This window comes from Bifidobacterium myosotis (assembly GCF_002259745.1).
In the GTDB taxonomy this organism is placed as follows: domain Bacteria; phylum Actinomycetota; class Actinomycetes; order Actinomycetales; family Bifidobacteriaceae; genus Bifidobacterium; species Bifidobacterium myosotis.
Genome location: NZ_MWWW01000011.1, coordinates 73,350 through 89,559, shown reverse-complemented (window position 1 = coordinate 89,559; position 16,210 = coordinate 73,350). Strand labels below are relative to the sequence as shown.

Genomic DNA, 16,210 nt, shown 5'->3' with positions numbered 1-16,210 from the left:
GGTCCATCAAACATTTTCGCCGCCCGGATTTCTTGTCTCGGGGGGGGGTGTTGCGTTTTATGTGAAGACGATTTCGTCTTCGTCCGATCGGACCTGGATCAGAGGTCCTGAAGGGAGAACACGATGAAGTATTTGGGTAGGGCTCTTGTCGCCGGTTTGGCGGCGTTGGGCATGATGATGGCGGGTGCCGTGACGGCGAACGCCTTCGAGTACAAGCCGGACGACCCGTTCATTCCGACGCAGGAAGAGGGTTTCACGGTGTCGCCGAACCCCATCACCAAGGATGGGGTCGACAAGCTTACCTTCTCGCAGAAGGTTTCCGTGGGCCCTGGCGCTGATTGGGAGATGGATACTTTCGAGGTGATTCCTCTTCCTGCTGACTCGTCTGGTGACGGTGCGCTCATGAATTGTGTCATGGGCGGTGTCTGCGACGATCCGGATTGGGACAACCCGCAGGTAGGCATGGATTTCGCAGTGGATGTGAACGATCTGAAGTTCGAGGAGCCGACTGACACGACGGTGACGCGGCCCTTCCCGGAGAAGATTCGTGCGGTAGTCGCCAGGATGTTCGACAACCCGAAGATCGGCGGCGTGGCGGTTTGGCGAATGACAAGCGGTGGCGTCGCTGCAGGTGGTTGGGCGGGCCGCAGTGGTATTGCTGTGCCGTTTGATCGTTCGTCTCAGGGTTCGGGCTCGGAGACGACTCCGTCGACGCCGGGTTCGTTCTCTGATGTGACTGATCAGACGCCGCATGCTGCGGATATCAAATGGCTTGCCGAGCAGAAGATCACGACCGGGTACAAGGACGGCACGTTCGGCCCGGCCGGCACGGTGAACCGTCAGGACATGGCGGCGTTCCTGTACCGTCTGGCGGGCAGCCCCGCGTTCGACGAGACCAAGGCGAATAACCCGTTCGCCGATGTGACGAAGGACACGCCGCACTACAAGGAGATCCTGTGGCTGGCGTCCAACAAGATCTCCTCCGGCTACACGACCGATGGGGTGACCACGTTCGATGGCACGGCCGGCGTGCAGCGTCAGGACATGGCCGCCTTCCTCAAGAGGCTCGCCGACCTGAAGCAGGCAACCGCCCCCTCCGGCGAGGGCAAGGCGTTCACGGACGTGACCGCGGATACCCCGCACGCGGATGACATCGCCTGGCTGGCCAAGACCGGCGTGTCCACCGGCTACGGGAACGGCACGTTCGGCGTGGGTGAGACGGTCATCCGTCAGGACATGGCCGCCTTCCTGCACAGGATGAGCGACAACGTGCTCAAGTAATAGGCCCCGTTTAACCCCGCCAAATGGCTCTCCTCACAACGAGGAGAGCCATTTTTCATGAATGTGGTGCTTTTGCTTGATGAGTTTTCTTGCACTGGGAGATTGAACTAGAGATTGAACCAACAGAAGCTATGGTAGTACCCAACGGGCCATTGTATTCCGGGCGTTCACCGCTGATTAATCGGCTGGCGCATTCGACCCGGCGGCCCGATGCTACGCTGAAAACCAAGTTGCGGCCGCGGGTGCCGTGGCTGTGAGAAGGCGGGCATTGGGCATGAGGATTGCGGTTGCCGGTACGGGTTATGTGGGACTGTCTGTGGCGTTGTTGCTGGCACAGCACAATGAGGTCCATGCGTTGGACATCGTCCCCGAGAAAGTGGCGATGCTGCGCCGGGGCGTAAGCCCGATTGTGGATCGAGAAATCACCGCGTTTCTGCGTCAGAGCATTTCCGGCGACCGTCAGCTGAACTTCCAGGCCACGCTCGATCCGGCGCGGGCGTACGCGGACGCCGATTACGCGGTGATCGCCACACCCACGAACTATGACCCGAAACGCAACTATTTCGACACCTCCAGCGTGGAGGCCGCCATCCAGGCCGTGCGTACGTATGCCCCGGAGGCGTGGATTGTCGTCAAATCGACCATTCCGGTGGGGTATACGCAGCAGTTGCGCGAACGGTTGCATGACCGGCGCATCCTGTTCTCCCCGGAATTCCTACGCGAGGGCCATGCGCTGTACGACAATCTCCACCCCAGCCGCATCATTGTGGGGGCTCCGCAGGATGACGAGCCAGCCGTCGCCGCAGCCCACACGTTCGTCGATCTGCTGGCTCAGGGTGCGGCGCCGGAGGAGAGCGGGCGAATCAATCCGGATGGCACCACGGGCATTCCCAGCTTGGTGGTCGGCCTGACCGAGGCCGAGGCGATCAAACTGTTTGCCAACACCTATCTTGCCCTGCGGGTCGCCTATTTCAACGAGCTGGACACCTATGCGGAATCGCGTGGGCTCGATACGCGGTCGATCATCGACGGTGTGTGCCTCGACCCGCGCATCCGCGGTGACTACAACAACCCCAGCTTCGGCTACGGCGGCTATTGCCTGCCCAAGGACACCAAGCAGCTGCTCGCCAACTACGACAAGGTGCCGCAGAACCTCATCGAGGCCATCGTGGCCGCGAACCTCACACGCAAGGACTTCATCGCGGACGAGATCATCGACCGGGCGTCGCGTATGGTGCATCATTCGGGTGACCGTTCGATTCGTCCGATTATCGGCATCTATAGGCTGACGATGAAATCCGGTTCGGACAACTTCCGTCAATCCGCCGTCCAGGGCGTGATGAAACGCATCAAGGCGCGCGGATACACGGTCATCGTCTACGAACCCACATTGGATGCGCCCGACTTCTTCGGCTCGACGGTGACGCACGATTTGGCGCAGTTCAAGGCCGAGTCCGACATCATCGTGGCAAACCGCTGGAATCAGGACATCGCCGACGTACCCGACAAGGTCTTCACCCGCGACCTGTTCCGGCGGGATTAGTTCTCCCGGGATTGGTCCTCCGCGTATTGGGCCGGTGTATTGGGCTGCGGCGTATTGGGCTGCGGTGCGATGATGCCTCGCGAGGAACCCTTCGTTCCCCCTATAGATTGCAAGGATGGCTCCGTACCTGAATATCGGGGGTATAGATGGTAAAGAGGCGTAGTTTCTAGGTATTTCCGCCCAAGCGCGCGTACGATGTGAAGTAACGCACAAAGTAGCGCGCGTTGGGGACGTGCCTGACCAGTAGGCACGGGATGAGAAGGAGCGCATCATGGCCGACCCGAATGCAACCGATCTGAATGCAACCGAGCCGATTCCGACCGGGGCTGCCGAAACCAAACCAATCGAGACGAATTCCACCGAGCCGTTGCCGGTCGGTGCGGGCGTCGGACAGCCTGAACAGGCGACGCAAACGCTGCCCACGGCTGGCGATGGGGCGGCGGCAACCCAGGCGTTGCCGTCTCTGCAACAGGAGCCGCTGCAGGCCACGCAGGCCCTGCCGTCGGCTGGCTTGGTCGGCTTGGCTGGCTCGGTCGGCTCGGCTGCCACTGTTGCCGGTGACGACGCCGCCCCCACACAAGCGTTCACCCCGACCGAGCAGCCCACACTGGCCGTGCCGCCGCTGGGTGCGGTGCCGGTCGCGGCGGCGCAGGAGGCTTCCGCGCACGCGCAGCCCGAGCCGGCAACCGAGGCGATTCCATCGTCCGACCATGAACCAAATTCGATATTCCCCGCTGCTGCGGATGCGGCACCCGCCAATGGCGTTCCTGGAGTGGTATCCTCATTCGCCGAAACCGAGGCGATTCCATCGGCCGCGCTGAAGGCCACCCCGGCGGCCTATTCCATCGCCCCCGATGCACCGGCCGCCGCTCCGGCTGATTCTGCGCCGCAGTCCCAGCCGCAGCAGCCGGCAGCGGGCGAACCGTACGCCGAACCGTACACGCAAAACGGTATTTCGCAGCAGCCGGAGGACGGGGCGAACCCTTACCCTCAGCAGGGCGTGCCGGTGAGCGGCGCTCCCGCGTATGACGGTAACGGCTCTGTCCCGCCACAAGGCGCAACGCCGGTCAATCCCGTGTACGGTAATCCCGCGTACGGCAATCCCGGCCCGGCTCCGCAGTCGAACGCTCCCCAACAGTACGCTCCGCAACAGGACGTGCCTCCGCAGGGACAGAACTTCCCGCCGCAGGGCGGCGTCCCGCCGTACGGCCAGTACCCGCCATACGCGGGCGGCAACGGCGACGGCACCGGCGGCAACGCGCCGCTCTCCCCGGCGGACGACCCGTACAACCCCAACAACCAGAAGTACAACGGCCTGGCCATCGCCGGCTTCATCTGCTCGTTCTTCGTCGCGGTGATCGGCCTGATCCTGAGCATCATCGGCCTGAACCAGATCAAGAAGCAGGGCGGTAAGGGCAGGGGTCTGGCCACCGCCGGCATCGTCATCAGCATCATCAGCATGGTGCTGTCGATTGTTCTGGTCGTGGTAGGACTGGCGGGCAGTGCCGCGATGGCGAACAAGGCGATACAGGACGCGCAGTCCGACTCCTCATACAGCCAGTCCGATTCCGGAACCGACTCGAGCACCGGTGGCGATTCCAGCACCGACTCCAACTCCGATTCCACCGACCTCGACAACCTCGACAACTCGCTGGACAGCACGCTCAACGACACCGAAAACGACCTGTCCAGCGGCGACTATGGCCTCTACGACTCGGTGCAGGCATTCGTGGACTCCGACGAATTCAAGTCCTCCGTCCAGTCCGAGGTTGACTCGCTGTCCGGCTCCGGCATCACCTTCTCCTACCACGTCGAAGGCGACACGCTGGTCTACGAGTACACGGTCGGCGACGAGTACGCCGCCGCGGGCGACTCCATCGCCTCGTCGGTCTCTGGCTTGAGCGACACCTACCAGTCCACCGCCGACATGCTCGGCACGATGTGCAAGACCTCCAGCGGCAAGGCTTCGCTGCGCGTCTACATGCACACCGCCAGCGGCCAGTCTCTCTTCGACCAGACCTGGACCGAACAGTAGGCGTAATTCCTGGGACTGTTAGACCAAAGTGTTGGTTTTATTGGAAGCGTTGCAATTACTCGCGTCCAAGCATCACCGGCATGTCATGAAGGTGGATGACACGGTATGCGTACAACGCGAATAACAACACTTTGGTCTAACATAACCTAATTCCTTCGCAGTGATTTGCGCACCGGCGCAGTCATTCGCCGGAAGGATGCGGGGTTTGGTGTGCGATGCCCAACCATAGGCCTGGCCGAATGGCCTTGAGTGTGTTGGGTATCGCACGCCAAACCCCGCACCCGTCAGCCCCTATAGTGATCCAATCCATGATTGATTGACGAGCCCAACCCTAATCCAAAACCCAACACCCGAAGCCCGAAGCCCAACATCCCCGCTCGCTTGCCATACGACCGCTTCTGCCGGAAAAGTCATAAAGCCGCGCGCGCTAAACCGGTGTACGCTAGGCACCATGAGACTTGCACGTTTTTCGCTCAATGATTCGCCGCGCTACGCCTTCGTGCAGAAGGATGAGAACGACGGCAAGGACTACCTCGTCGAACTGGACGGTCACCCGCTGGCCGGCGATCAGGTCAAGCCCACCGGCAACCGTTACGCGCTCGACGCCGACGGCGTCCGTCTGCTCGCCCCGGTGATTCCCTCCAAGGTATACGGTCTGGCCAAGAACTACGAGGCCCATGTGCAGTTCATGCACGAGGCCGGTCACTCCGAAATCGCCCACGCGCCGGAGAACATGGTCATCTTCACCAAGCCGTCCACCTCGGTGATCGGCCCGGACGACCCGATTGTGTACCCCGCATGCTCCAAGGACATGAACTTCGAGCCGGAAGTGGCCGTGGTGATGGGCCGCATCGCCAAGAACGTGTCCGTGGAGAACGCCATGGACTACGTACTTGGTTTCACCTGCGTCAATGACGTGACCCTGCGCGACCTGCAGGGCATCGACCCGACGTGGAGCCGTGCCAAGGGCTTCGACACCTCCTGCCCGCTTGGCCCGTGGATCGTGATGCGCGACGACCTCAACTGGCGTGACGCCCACATCTCCTTCACCCTGAACGGCGAGGACGTGCCGATGGCGTCCGGCACCACCGCGAACCTGATCCACGGAATTCCGGAGCAGATCGCCGCGATCTCCTCGTTCTCCACGCTGCTGCCCGGCGACGTGATCATGACCGGCACGCCGAACGCCTCCGGTCACCTCGACCCCGGCGACGAGACCATCGTCCACGTCGAGGGCATCGGCGACCTGCGCAACGTGATCGTGCGCGCCTAGCCACGCCGTAAGTTCGTTGATTAATGCACTACCCCTCAGACCGCGCTTCGCGGGCCAGTACGTCCTTAATTGCAGGACGGGCTGTCAGCGAAGCTGACTGGGGGAGAAAAGCTGAAGCCCTCAATTATTGAGGACAGACCGCTAGCGCCGAATTACGCCGCTGCCTACGGGTGGCGGCTATTCTTTTCTCTACTTGTCCGCCGTCCGAGGGCGGCCGTCGCGCGCTGCTCGTGTCACGCCGCCTGCGCGTCTCACGCCCCCGGCAGCACCGCGTGCAGCGCGGTCATCACCACCAACGAGATGATGGCCGTCACGGTCAGGGAGAATCCAGCCAGCTTGGCGTTGCCGGTGAGCGAGTCCGTGAACTTGGTGGAGAAGATCGTGATCGGGGCGAAGGCGCCCAGCACGATGATTTCGCGGATGCGCATGTCGAACGGCAGCAGGAACCATGCTGCCACGGCGATGACCACGCCGAACACCGCGCGCCAGCCGATCACCTTCAACAGCTCCATACGGTCCTTGCGATTGTCCGGAATCTCCATCATGAGGCCGATCATGGCCATCGCGCAGAAGGCGTTCGCGTTGGCGAACGGCGTGATCAGCGTCACGATCGGCTGCGGAATCGTGATGTGCGCGAACATGAACACCAGCATCAGCATGTAGATGTCGAACGAGATCGACCCCAGGAAATCGCGCGCGATGTTGCGCAGCCGCAGTCGCAACGGCAGCGATTTGAAATTCCCATCCATTTTCAGCAGTGTGCGTGTAATCGTGAGCGAGCCTGCCGTCGCCACCGTGGCGTTGCCGATGTCGAGCATGATGATCGGCAGTCCGGCCGAGGCGCCCATGAACGTCTGCACCACCGGCAGGCAGAACGCGCCCAGGTTCAGGCCCGAGGCGTTGAGCATTTGGAACGCGCGGTAGTTGCGCTCGTCACCGCGCGAGCCAAGATACACGATGAACAGCGGCACGGCGCAGGCGAAGAAACCGAACAGCACGATCCACAGCATGCGCATGTCATGCTTGTTCGTGGCGAACGAGAGGATGATTGCGCATGGCAGCGTGAGGTTGAACACCAGCCCCTGGGCCACCTTGTAGTCGCGCTCGCCGAAGACGTGCAGATGTTTGAGCGCGTAAGGGCCGATGATGGCGAGCAGCAGCGCGCCGGCTTGGAAAATCATGTTCTTCTCTTCATTCCCGTGTATTTCGCGGTCGCGCTTGCCTGCCCGGTTGCGGAATGGGCGGGTCAGCCTGGCAAATCGCGCGACGACTCAGTGGCGAGTATAGGAGCGATTCGCCGTCCGCCTCGGCGGCGGTGCGCATGATGGACGCGCCCACCAAATCCCAAAACTTGAGTCTCCTTCACTCAAGTTTTGGGAATAGAATGGGTCGCAGGCTGGTTGAGAGTGTCAGAACATGACACGAATGCCTGCCGTGGTCATGTGTCGAGCCGAATCCCGGCACGCCGATACCCGCGCACACCGCGGCAAACGCCGGTGCGCACGGTACACATCGGCACGCGCCCGCGGCAGGCATACAAGAAGACTTTTGGAGGAACACTATGGAACAGAAGTTCACCACCATGGCCCAAGAGGCCGTCGGCGACGCCATTCAGAGCGCCTCCGCCGCCGGCAACGCGCAGGTCGAGACCCTGCACGTCATGGATGCGCTGCTGCGTCAGGAGAACGGCGTGGTCCGTTCGCTCATCGAGGCCGCGGGCGGCGACGCGAAGGCCATCGGCGCTGCGGTGCGCAACGCGCTGGTCGGCTTGCCGAGCGCGTCCGGTTCGACCACCTCGCAGCCGCAGGCCAGCCGTCAGCTGACCGCCGCCATCGCGCAGGCCGAGAAGGAAATGCAGCAGATGGGCGATGAATACGTCTCCACCGAGCACCTGCTCATTGGCATCGCGGCCAGCAAGCCGAACCAGTCGGCCGAGATTCTGGAGAAGAACGGCGTCACTGCGGCGGCCCTGCGCAAGGCCGTGCCCAGCGTGCGCGGCGGCGCGAAGGTGACCAGCCCGGACGCGGAAGGCTCGTACAAGGCGCTGGAGAAGTACTCCACCGACCTGACGGCCGCCGCCAAGGAAGGCAAGCTCGACCCGGTCATCGGCCGTGATCAGGAGATTCGCCGCGTCATCCAGATTCTGAGTCGCCGTACCAAGAACAACCCGGTGCTGATTGGCGAGCCCGGCGTCGGCAAGACCGCCGTTGTGGAGGGCCTCGCCCAGCGTATCGTGGCGGGCGATGTGCCCACCACGTTGCAGGGCAAGAAGCTCATCAGCCTTGACCTGGGCTCGATGGTGGCCGGCTCGAAGTACCGTGGCGAGTTCGAGGAGCGCCTCAAGAGCGTGCTCAACGAAATCAAGAACGCCAACGGCCAGATCATCACGTTCATCGATGAGATTCACACCATCGTGGGCGCGGGTGCGGCCGAGGGCTCCATGGACGCCGGCAACATGCTCAAGCCGATGCTGGCCCGCGGCGAACTGCGTCTGATCGGCGCCACCACGCTGGACGAGTACCGTGAGAACATCGAGAAGGACCCGGCGCTGGAGCGTCGTTTCCAGCAGGTGTACGTGGGCGAGCCGTCCGTCGAGGACACCATCGCCATCTTGCGTGGCCTCAAGCAGCGTTACGAAGCGCACCACAAGGTGACAATCGGCGATGACGCGCTGGTCGCCGCCGCAACCCTCTCCAACCGCTACATTTCCGGCCGTCAGCTGCCCGACAAGGCCATCGATTTGGTCGATGAGGCGGCCGCGCACCTGCGCATGGAGCTCGACTCCTCCCCGGAGGAGATCGATGAGCTGCAGCGCAAGGTGACCCGTCTTGAGATGGAGGAGATGCAGCTCAAGAAGGCCGAGGATCCGGCATCCAAGGAGCGCTTGGGCAAGCTGCAAGCCGAACTCGCGGACACTCGTGAGAAGCTCAGCGGCCTCAAGGCGCGTTGGGATGCCGAGCAGGCCGGGCACAACAAGGTCGGCGAGCTGCGTGCCAAGCTTGATGACCTGCGCGTGCAGGCGGACAAGTTCACCCGCGAGGGCAACCTGGCCGAGGCATCGAAGATTCTGTACGGCGAGATTCCGGCCATCCAGAAGGAACTCGCCGCCGCCGAGAACGCGGACGCCGAGTCCAAGGACGCCGGTTCCTCCGACCCCGCGCAGGAGCCGATGGTGCCGGACCGCGTGGACGCCGACTCCGTGGCGGAGATCGTCTCCGACTGGACCGGCATCCCCGTCGGCCGCCTGATGCAGGGCGAGAACGAGAAGCTGCTGCACATGGAGGACTACCTCGGCAAGCGCGTGATTGGTCAGAAGGAGGCCATCACGGCCGTGTCCGACGCGGTGCGCCGCTCGCGTGCCGGCATCTCCGACCCGAACCGCCCGACCGGATCGTTCCTGTTCCTCGGCCCCACCGGCGTGGGCAAGACCGAACTCGCCAAGGCGCTCGCGGACTTCCTGTTCGACGACGAGAAGGCCATGGTGCGCATCGACATGTCCGAGTACATGGAGAAGGCGAGCGTGAGCCGCCTGATCGGCGCGGCCCCGGGTTACGTCGGCTACGAGCAGGGCGGCCAGCTCACCGAGGCCGTGCGCCGTCGCCCGTACTCCGTCGTGCTGTTCGACGAGGTCGAGAAGGCCAACCCCGAGATCTTCGACGTGCTGTTGCAGGTACTCGACGACGGTCGTCTGACCGATGGTCAGGGCCGGACCGTGGACTTCAAGAACACGATCCTCATCATGACCTCCAACCTCGGCTCGCAGTTCCTCGTGAACGAGGACATGGACCCCGACGCCAAGAAGAAGGCCGTGATGGACGCGGTGCACATGAACTTCAAGCCGGAGTTCCTGAACCGTCTGGACGACATCGTGATGTTCCATCCGCTCACCCGCGAGGAGCTGGGCGGCATCGTGGACATCCAGGTGCGTGGCGTGGCCCAGCGCCTCACCGACCGCCGCATCACGCTCGACGTGACCGACTCCGCCCGCGAGTGGCTGGCCAACACCGGCTACGACCCGGCCTACGGCGCCCGTCCGCTGCGCCGTCTGGTGCAGACCGAGGTGGGCGACCAGCTGGCCCGCATGCTGCTGGCCGGCAAGGTCCACGACGGCGACACCGTGCTGGTCGACCAGACCGGCGGCGAGCACCTCGAGCTCTCCGCGTGGGCCAGCGACCAAATCGTTGGCGACGACCCGGATGTGAACGTGGACAAGGTCACCGAGGATAAGTGACGGTTGCAGGTTCGGCAACGGTGCTGCAGTGCTAATAGCTGCGGCAATGCCGCTGTGACGTTGCTGTGTGTTGCTTGATACCACTGCAAAGTTGCTGACGGACTTATAAATGGGGCCGTGGTTTTATCCACGGTCCCATTGTTTGTAGGCCGTTCATTGACGGATTGACTGTCCGCGGACCCGTTTTGCAGGTCAGCTCGTCCCAAAGGGAGTTAATGCCACTCCGACAATTCAAGATGGGCCTTAGTGGTCTGTCTCGTAATTGTCTGAGTGGTGTTGGCTCACCTCTGGTGAGGGGGCTGTCAGCGAAGCTGACTGAGGGAGAGAAAAAGCTGAAGCTCTCAATTATTTAGGCTCTGTTAAACCAGAATTGACATGAACTAGTCAGCTGTGGTTTTGACTGGGTTGATTTCCTTGGGAAATCAACCCAGCTGGCTTACCTCGTATGTCAAAGTTGGTTTAACAGAGCCATTATTGAAGAGACGGACCACTAGGGTATAAGCCATGTGGTGTCCCGATGCGTCAATCTTGGCGGAAAAGAGCTTTCTCCTTTGCAAGGGGTAGGTACACCGATTGCCTGAAAAGCTATCTGCGTTGCAAGGGGTACCTTAAACCTCATATCCCGAGTATGAGGGCTGATTTGGCTACGGTATTGAGCGCTTTTGAGTCGATGGCTACTTCGCCATGTACCCCTTGCAACGCAGATAGCTAACCGTGACAGGTGAAATGTACCCCTTACAAGCCAGATAGCAATTCATGGCTATGACGCCGAGGGCGAGATGGGGCTTGCCTTGGCGCATTGGATGTGGTCGTGCGCCTCAAGTGCCGATGATGTGCATCGTCCACGAACCCCGAGACCCGCGTGACGGTGATGGTATGACGGCGCCGGGTGCGGAAGCTATGCGTGTCTGCAAGATAAGGCATTTGGGCGAGCGCCATGGCTCCTCCGAGTGTAGGGCTATGCGGGCTTGATTGATGATTGTCGCGCTACCAAACACATTGCACCTTTAAGACACTGCGCCTTCAAACGAGGAGACTATGCGGATAATGCATGTGCTCCGCAAAACAGTGGTCGGCGTGGCCGGCATCGCATGATGTCGCACTGTCGCATACCATCGCGTGCCGTGAGCGGTGCATACTGGTAACACGCGCGGTGGATGCCGTACCCGCCATGGGGTGAGAGGAGATCGATGACCGGACGTTTTGCGCCGACGCCATCAGGGCGCATGCATATCGGCAACGTGTATGCCATGCTGGCCGCGTGGCTGTCCGCCCGTTCGCGTGGCGAGCACATGCTCCTGCGCATCGAGGACGTGGACAAGCCACGCGTCATCGCTGGCGCGGACCAGCTCATGATGGACGATCTACGCTGGCTCGGCCTCGACTGGGATAACGCCGAACCGCTGTACCAGTCGCGCAACACCGAGCGTTACATATACGCGCTGGAATGCCTGCGATCGGTGCAATGGGGTGATGCGTCGGACGTTGCCGCTCGCCTGCCGGCTGACGCGGCGAGGACTTCGGGTAGTGGCCTGCATGATTCATGCAAGAGGCCGCAACGTGACATGCACGATGCCGAAGATGTTTCACAGAACCTTCCGCGGAATACTGATGATGTTTCACACATTGTTTCACAATTGCTGCCGGACGGCGTATGCGCCGAAGGTCCGCAGGCATCGGACGTGTTGTACCCGTGCTTCTGCTCGCGTGCCGACATCCGCGCCGCCTCGGCCCCGAACGAGGGCGATGGCTTCATGGTCTATCCCGGAACGTGCCGTCGATTGCTGCGCGAGCACCCCGACGAAGTCCGCGAGCGACTCGCCCGAGGTGATCGGCATTCCCTTCGTATTGCCATGCCGGAGAAGAAGCTTGCCCCGATGATGCATGGCATAGCGCTGTCCGCCCCGGCCAAGCCCGCTGCTGCGATGCCTGTTATGCCGATGACGGCCGGCGATGTGCCGGCTACCGGTATCGCGGCAGCAACGGCAGGTGGCCCGGTTGATCGGGAGGCCGATTGCGGCGGGTTTGGCGGCAACCGACATGACGAAGGCCAGCCACTCGGCGGTGACGGCATCCGTGGCGTGACCGCCATGTTCGACGATGCCGTCTACGGTCCGCAGACCTACGATTTGCCGCATGATATCGGCGATTCGGTGATTCGCCGGGCCGACGGCCTGTTCGGTTATCAGCTGGTCGTGGTCGTGGACGATTTGGACATGGGTGTGGACGACATCGTGCGCGGCCGCGATCTGCTGCGTTCCACCGCCTTGCAGATGTGGATTCGCCATTGCCTGCTTGCCGGCGGTTTCAAACCGGAATGGAACGCCAACGGCCGGGGTCTGGGAGCATCATCCGCGCCTGATGAAAACTCCCCACGTTGTGAGACCGCGACCTGCCCTATACATGCAAACGATGGCATTCCCGCGGCGATGTCGTCTGTATTCCGGCCCGGCACGCTCGGCATGGCCTCCGCAGGGCACTGGCCTTCGCCGTCCGCCCCCGCATATGTGCATCTGCCGCTCATCGACAATGCGGCCGGCCGCCGTCTCGCCAAACGCGAACGGTCGCTGGACATGGGCGCGTTGCGTGCTCGCGGCGTTGACCCTGAGCAGATCATCGGCTATTGCGCGTGGCTGCTGCGCGTGCGGCCCACACCGGAACCATGCACGGCAGCCGAATTGGTGCCTGATTTCAGCTGGGCACCGCTTCGCGCCACCCATCCCGACCGCGCATTGGACCCCACCGATTCCGCCACTCCGGCGTGGCTCGCCGAAGCCCTGTCCGCGTAATCGGGACGCTGCGCCGCAGCGGCTTGCACGCGGCTCGCGGGTTTGCGGCTGGAAACCTGGAGCGGAGACCGGAGTCTTGAGGCGAGGGATGTGGAACGGGCGATGTAGTGGATGTAGCGCCTTGCACAGAATCGAGGTGAGTCATTCGTGGGACCGGCGCCCCGCGCGTAGGGCGTCGGCGGTAATCTGATACCACCGCAACGGAAGGATCGTTATGTCGAAATTCTTGAGGAATGCGGCGCTGGCCGGCGTGGTTGCCGCAGGTGCCGCCGTGTGGGCCGTGGCTCCGCGTACGTTCAATGACAAGCGCCGCAACTTCGTGCCGTCCATCCCCGACGTCTGGTATGCGCATCGCGGCCTGCACGACGCCGGTTCCGGCCTGGTCTCCGCCGATGATCTTGAGGAGTATCAGGGCGACGGCCCCGCCAGCGCCCAAGCCGACGCGACCGCGCTCTCCATGGCCGAAAGCGGTGAGTACGTGGCACTCGCCCGCAAGATGGCGCTTAAGGCCGGCTATGGCTCGGCCGATGTGACCGGTCCACTCGCCCCCGAGAATTCGCTGGCCGCCTTCGCCGCTGCATGCGAGGCGGGCTACGGCATCGAACTCGATTTGCAGCTCACGCTTGACGGTCAGGTCGTTGTGGTGCATGACGCCGATCTCAAGCGCGTGGCCGGCGATCCGCGTCGCATCGAAGACCTCACCTATGACGAGCTGACCCGCATCCCGCTGTTCCCGAACGGCCGTTCCGGCGACCTCAAGGCCAAGCCGCTGCCGGGCGCCGAACAAAACCCGCCGCTGGTGGTCACGCCGTCTCGCCCGCCCGAGGGTTACTACCAGCATGTGCCGCTGTTCTCCGACGTGCTCAAGGTGGTGGCCGGTCGCGCGCCGCTCATCGTGGAGTACAAGTTCAGCGACAACGCCGCTTGGACCGAGCGCTGCGTCGAGCTCATGGAGAAGGGCCACGCACTGCTTGAGGAGTACAGCGGCCCGTACGTGATCGAGTCCTTCCACCCCGGCGCGGTGAACTGGTACAAGGAGCACCATCCCGAGGTGTGCCGCGGTCAGTTGAGCGCCCCGGCCACGCTGTCGGGCAACGGTGCGGCCGAATGGGCCGCCGGTCTGCTGGCGTTCGACTGGCTTTCGCGCCCTGATTTTGTGGCCTACGACTGGACCGGCGGCTCCTCGCCGCAGGTCCGTCTGACGCGTTCGATGGGTGCCACCGCCGTGTCGTGGACCGTGCGCAGCTCCGACGAGCTCGCCAAGTGCGACCAGTACTTCGACCGCCACATCTTCGAGGCTTTCGTGCCCGACGCGCGGTAGGGCGACGGCGCAATAGCGGCAGGTGACGCAGGCGACGGATACTCATCCGCCGCCTGCGTCACCGCTTACTGGTGACTTATTTGTGATACGGCTCGCCGGCGTTGATTTTGTAGGCGCGGTAGATCTGCTCCAGCAGAATCACACGCATGAGCTGATGCGGGAAGGTCATCTTCGAGAAGCTCAACTTGAAATCGGCCCGGCGCAAAATCGCGTCATCCAAGCCAATCGAGCCGCCGATGACGAATTGGATGTGACTCACGCCGCGCAATCCCAGATCATCGACTTTCGCGGCAAGTTCCTCGCTGGAGAGCTGCTTGCCGTCAATGGCCAAGGCGATGACGAACGCGCCATCACGCAGATGCTTCGCGATACGTTCGCCTTCCTTGGCCTTGATCTGGCGTTCGACGCCGTCGGTGGCGTGTTCCGGCGTCTTCTCGTCGGCGACTTCGATGATGTTCAGACGGCAGTAGCGCGACAACCGTTTCGAATATTCCTCGATGGCGTCGCGCAGATACTGTTCCTTCACACGTCCCGGCGCAATGATGTCAATCTGCATAATGACTCCATTATGCTTGCCGCCCTTCCCCGAGGGGCGGACTAGGTCTGGCCATGGCGGGCGCTGCGGCCACCACGTTGCCGTTCTTCCCCTCGGAAGGACGGCAACTAATCCTTGACCGGTTGAAGTTCCCGCCACTGGTGCCCTTCCCGCGGGAGGGCGGAAACCTGCATTCGCTGCTGGGGACGCGGCATGGTGTGCCCCCGGAGCTGGAAATTAGATGAATTTGGGCTGCGGGGGCACGCCCTTATTTTGGGCGGAATTGCCGTGATAAGTGAAAACGGCGTAATTATGCGGTTTTTGATTCGTGGCCGTGTGCCCCCGGAGCCGGAAAACGTCGATAAAGCGGTTACCGGGGCACAGGCCGTGCCCCCGCAGGCCGATTTGAGGTCTAAATCGTCTGCGGTGGCACAGTGTTGTGTCCCGTACTAGTCGATCACGCCGTAGAGGCGATCGCCGGCGTCGCCCAACCCCGGCACGATGTAGCACTTGTCGTTGAGCTTCTCGTCGACCGCGCACACCACGACCTTGAAGTCGATGGACGGGTCGATGTGCTCCTCGACGTACTTGATGCCCTCCGGCGCGGCGATGATGTTGATCGCCGTAACGTCCTTCGCGCCGCGCTCGGCCAGGTAATGCGTGGCGGCGACCAGCGTGCCACCGGTGGCGAGCATCGGGTCGATGAGGAAGCACTGGCGTCCGGACAGGTCGTCGGGCAGGCGGTTCGCGTAGGTGATCTGCTGGGTGGGGTGGTCTTCGTCACGCTTCATGCCGAGGAATCCGACCTCGGCGGTGGGCAGCAGGCGGGTCATGCCGTCGAGCATGCCGAGACCTGCGCGCAGCACCGGTACGATGATCGGGCGCGGCTCGGCCAGCTTCTTGCCGGTCATCGGCGCGACCGGCGTCTCAATCGGCACGGACACGACGGACAGGTCGCGCGTGGCCTCGTAGGCCTCGAGCATCACAAGCTCGGAGACGAGCTCGCGGAAGGTGGAGGAAGGAGTGTTCTTGTCGCGCAGGACGGTGAGCTTGTGCTCGACCAGCGGGTGATTCAAAACATGCAGTTCCATGGTTCCTAAGCGTAGTCCATGAATCCGGTCATGCCGAATGCGGGCGGGTGCCGCTCCTCGGAGGCGGGGTGCGCGAGGGCTGATGTGGGTGCAGGGTTGCGCGGTCGCGGT

10 protein-coding genes are annotated in these 16,210 nt (G+C 62.6%); 7 read left to right on the top strand and 3 right to left on the bottom strand.

Annotated features, from left to right (window positions below):
• Positions 1–123 precede the first annotated feature (123 nt).
• The 4 genes from BMYO_RS05775 to BMYO_RS05760 all read left to right on the top strand — a co-directional run bounded on the left by BMYO_RS05775 (position 124) and on the right by BMYO_RS05760 (position 6,132).
• Complete coding sequence (locus BMYO_RS05775) at positions 124–1,281, top strand: S-layer homology domain-containing protein (RefSeq protein WP_094667564.1); 1,158 nt, start codon at positions 124–126, stop codon at positions 1,279–1,281.
• Between the two features lie 274 nt (positions 1,282–1,555).
• Positions 1,556–2,824 (top strand): nucleotide sugar dehydrogenase, encoded by a 1,269-nt coding sequence (locus tag BMYO_RS05770; protein ID WP_094667563.1) that lies wholly within the window; start codon positions 1,556–1,558, stop codon positions 2,822–2,824.
• Positions 2,825–3,095: 271 nt separating this feature from the next.
• Positions 3,096–4,859, top strand: a complete 1,764-nt coding sequence (locus BMYO_RS05765) for a DUF4854 domain-containing protein (protein ID WP_094667562.1) — start codon at positions 3,096–3,098, stop codon at positions 4,857–4,859.
• A 451-nt stretch (positions 4,860–5,310) separates the two neighbouring features.
• Complete coding sequence (locus BMYO_RS05760) at positions 5,311–6,132, top strand: fumarylacetoacetate hydrolase family protein (RefSeq protein WP_094667561.1); 822 nt, start codon at positions 5,311–5,313, stop codon at positions 6,130–6,132.
• A 251-nt stretch (positions 6,133–6,383) separates the two neighbouring features.
• Here BMYO_RS05760 and BMYO_RS05755 read toward each other — a convergent pair whose 3' ends face one another.
• Entirely contained in the window at positions 6,384–7,313 is a 930-nt protein-coding gene (locus BMYO_RS05755) for an AEC family transporter (RefSeq protein ID WP_094667560.1), read from the bottom strand.
• A 380-nt stretch (positions 7,314–7,693) separates the two neighbouring features.
• Between BMYO_RS05755 and clpB the strand changes: the two genes are divergently transcribed.
• From clpB to BMYO_RS05725, 3 genes are all read left to right on the top strand, one after another.
• Positions 7,694–10,363, top strand: a complete 2,670-nt coding sequence (gene clpB / locus BMYO_RS05750; RefSeq protein ID WP_094667559.1) for an ATP-dependent chaperone ClpB — start codon at positions 7,694–7,696, stop codon at positions 10,361–10,363.
• Between the two features lie 1,190 nt (positions 10,364–11,553).
• The gene (locus BMYO_RS12120; protein WP_420807293.1) at positions 11,554–13,152 is read left to right on the top strand and encodes a glutamate--tRNA ligase family protein; all 1,599 of its coding nucleotides are present in this window, start codon (positions 11,554–11,556) and stop codon (positions 13,150–13,152) included.
• 214 nt (positions 13,153–13,366) lie between these two features.
• Positions 13,367–14,473 (top strand): glycerophosphodiester phosphodiesterase family protein, encoded by a 1,107-nt coding sequence (locus tag BMYO_RS05725; protein ID WP_094667558.1) that lies wholly within the window; start codon positions 13,367–13,369, stop codon positions 14,471–14,473.
• Between the two features lie 76 nt (positions 14,474–14,549).
• On the opposite strand, the gene rlmH is transcribed toward BMYO_RS05725, so the two are convergent.
• Complete coding sequence (rlmH, locus tag BMYO_RS05720; protein ID WP_094667557.1) at positions 14,550–15,029, bottom strand: 23S rRNA (pseudouridine(1915)-N(3))-methyltransferase RlmH; 480 nt, start codon at positions 15,027–15,029, stop codon at positions 14,550–14,552.
• Between the two features lie 428 nt (positions 15,030–15,457).
• Positions 15,458–16,099 (bottom strand): uracil phosphoribosyltransferase, encoded by a 642-nt coding sequence (gene upp / locus BMYO_RS05715; protein ID WP_094667556.1) that lies wholly within the window; start codon positions 16,097–16,099, stop codon positions 15,458–15,460.
• Between the last annotated feature and the right edge of the window lie 111 nt (positions 16,100–16,210).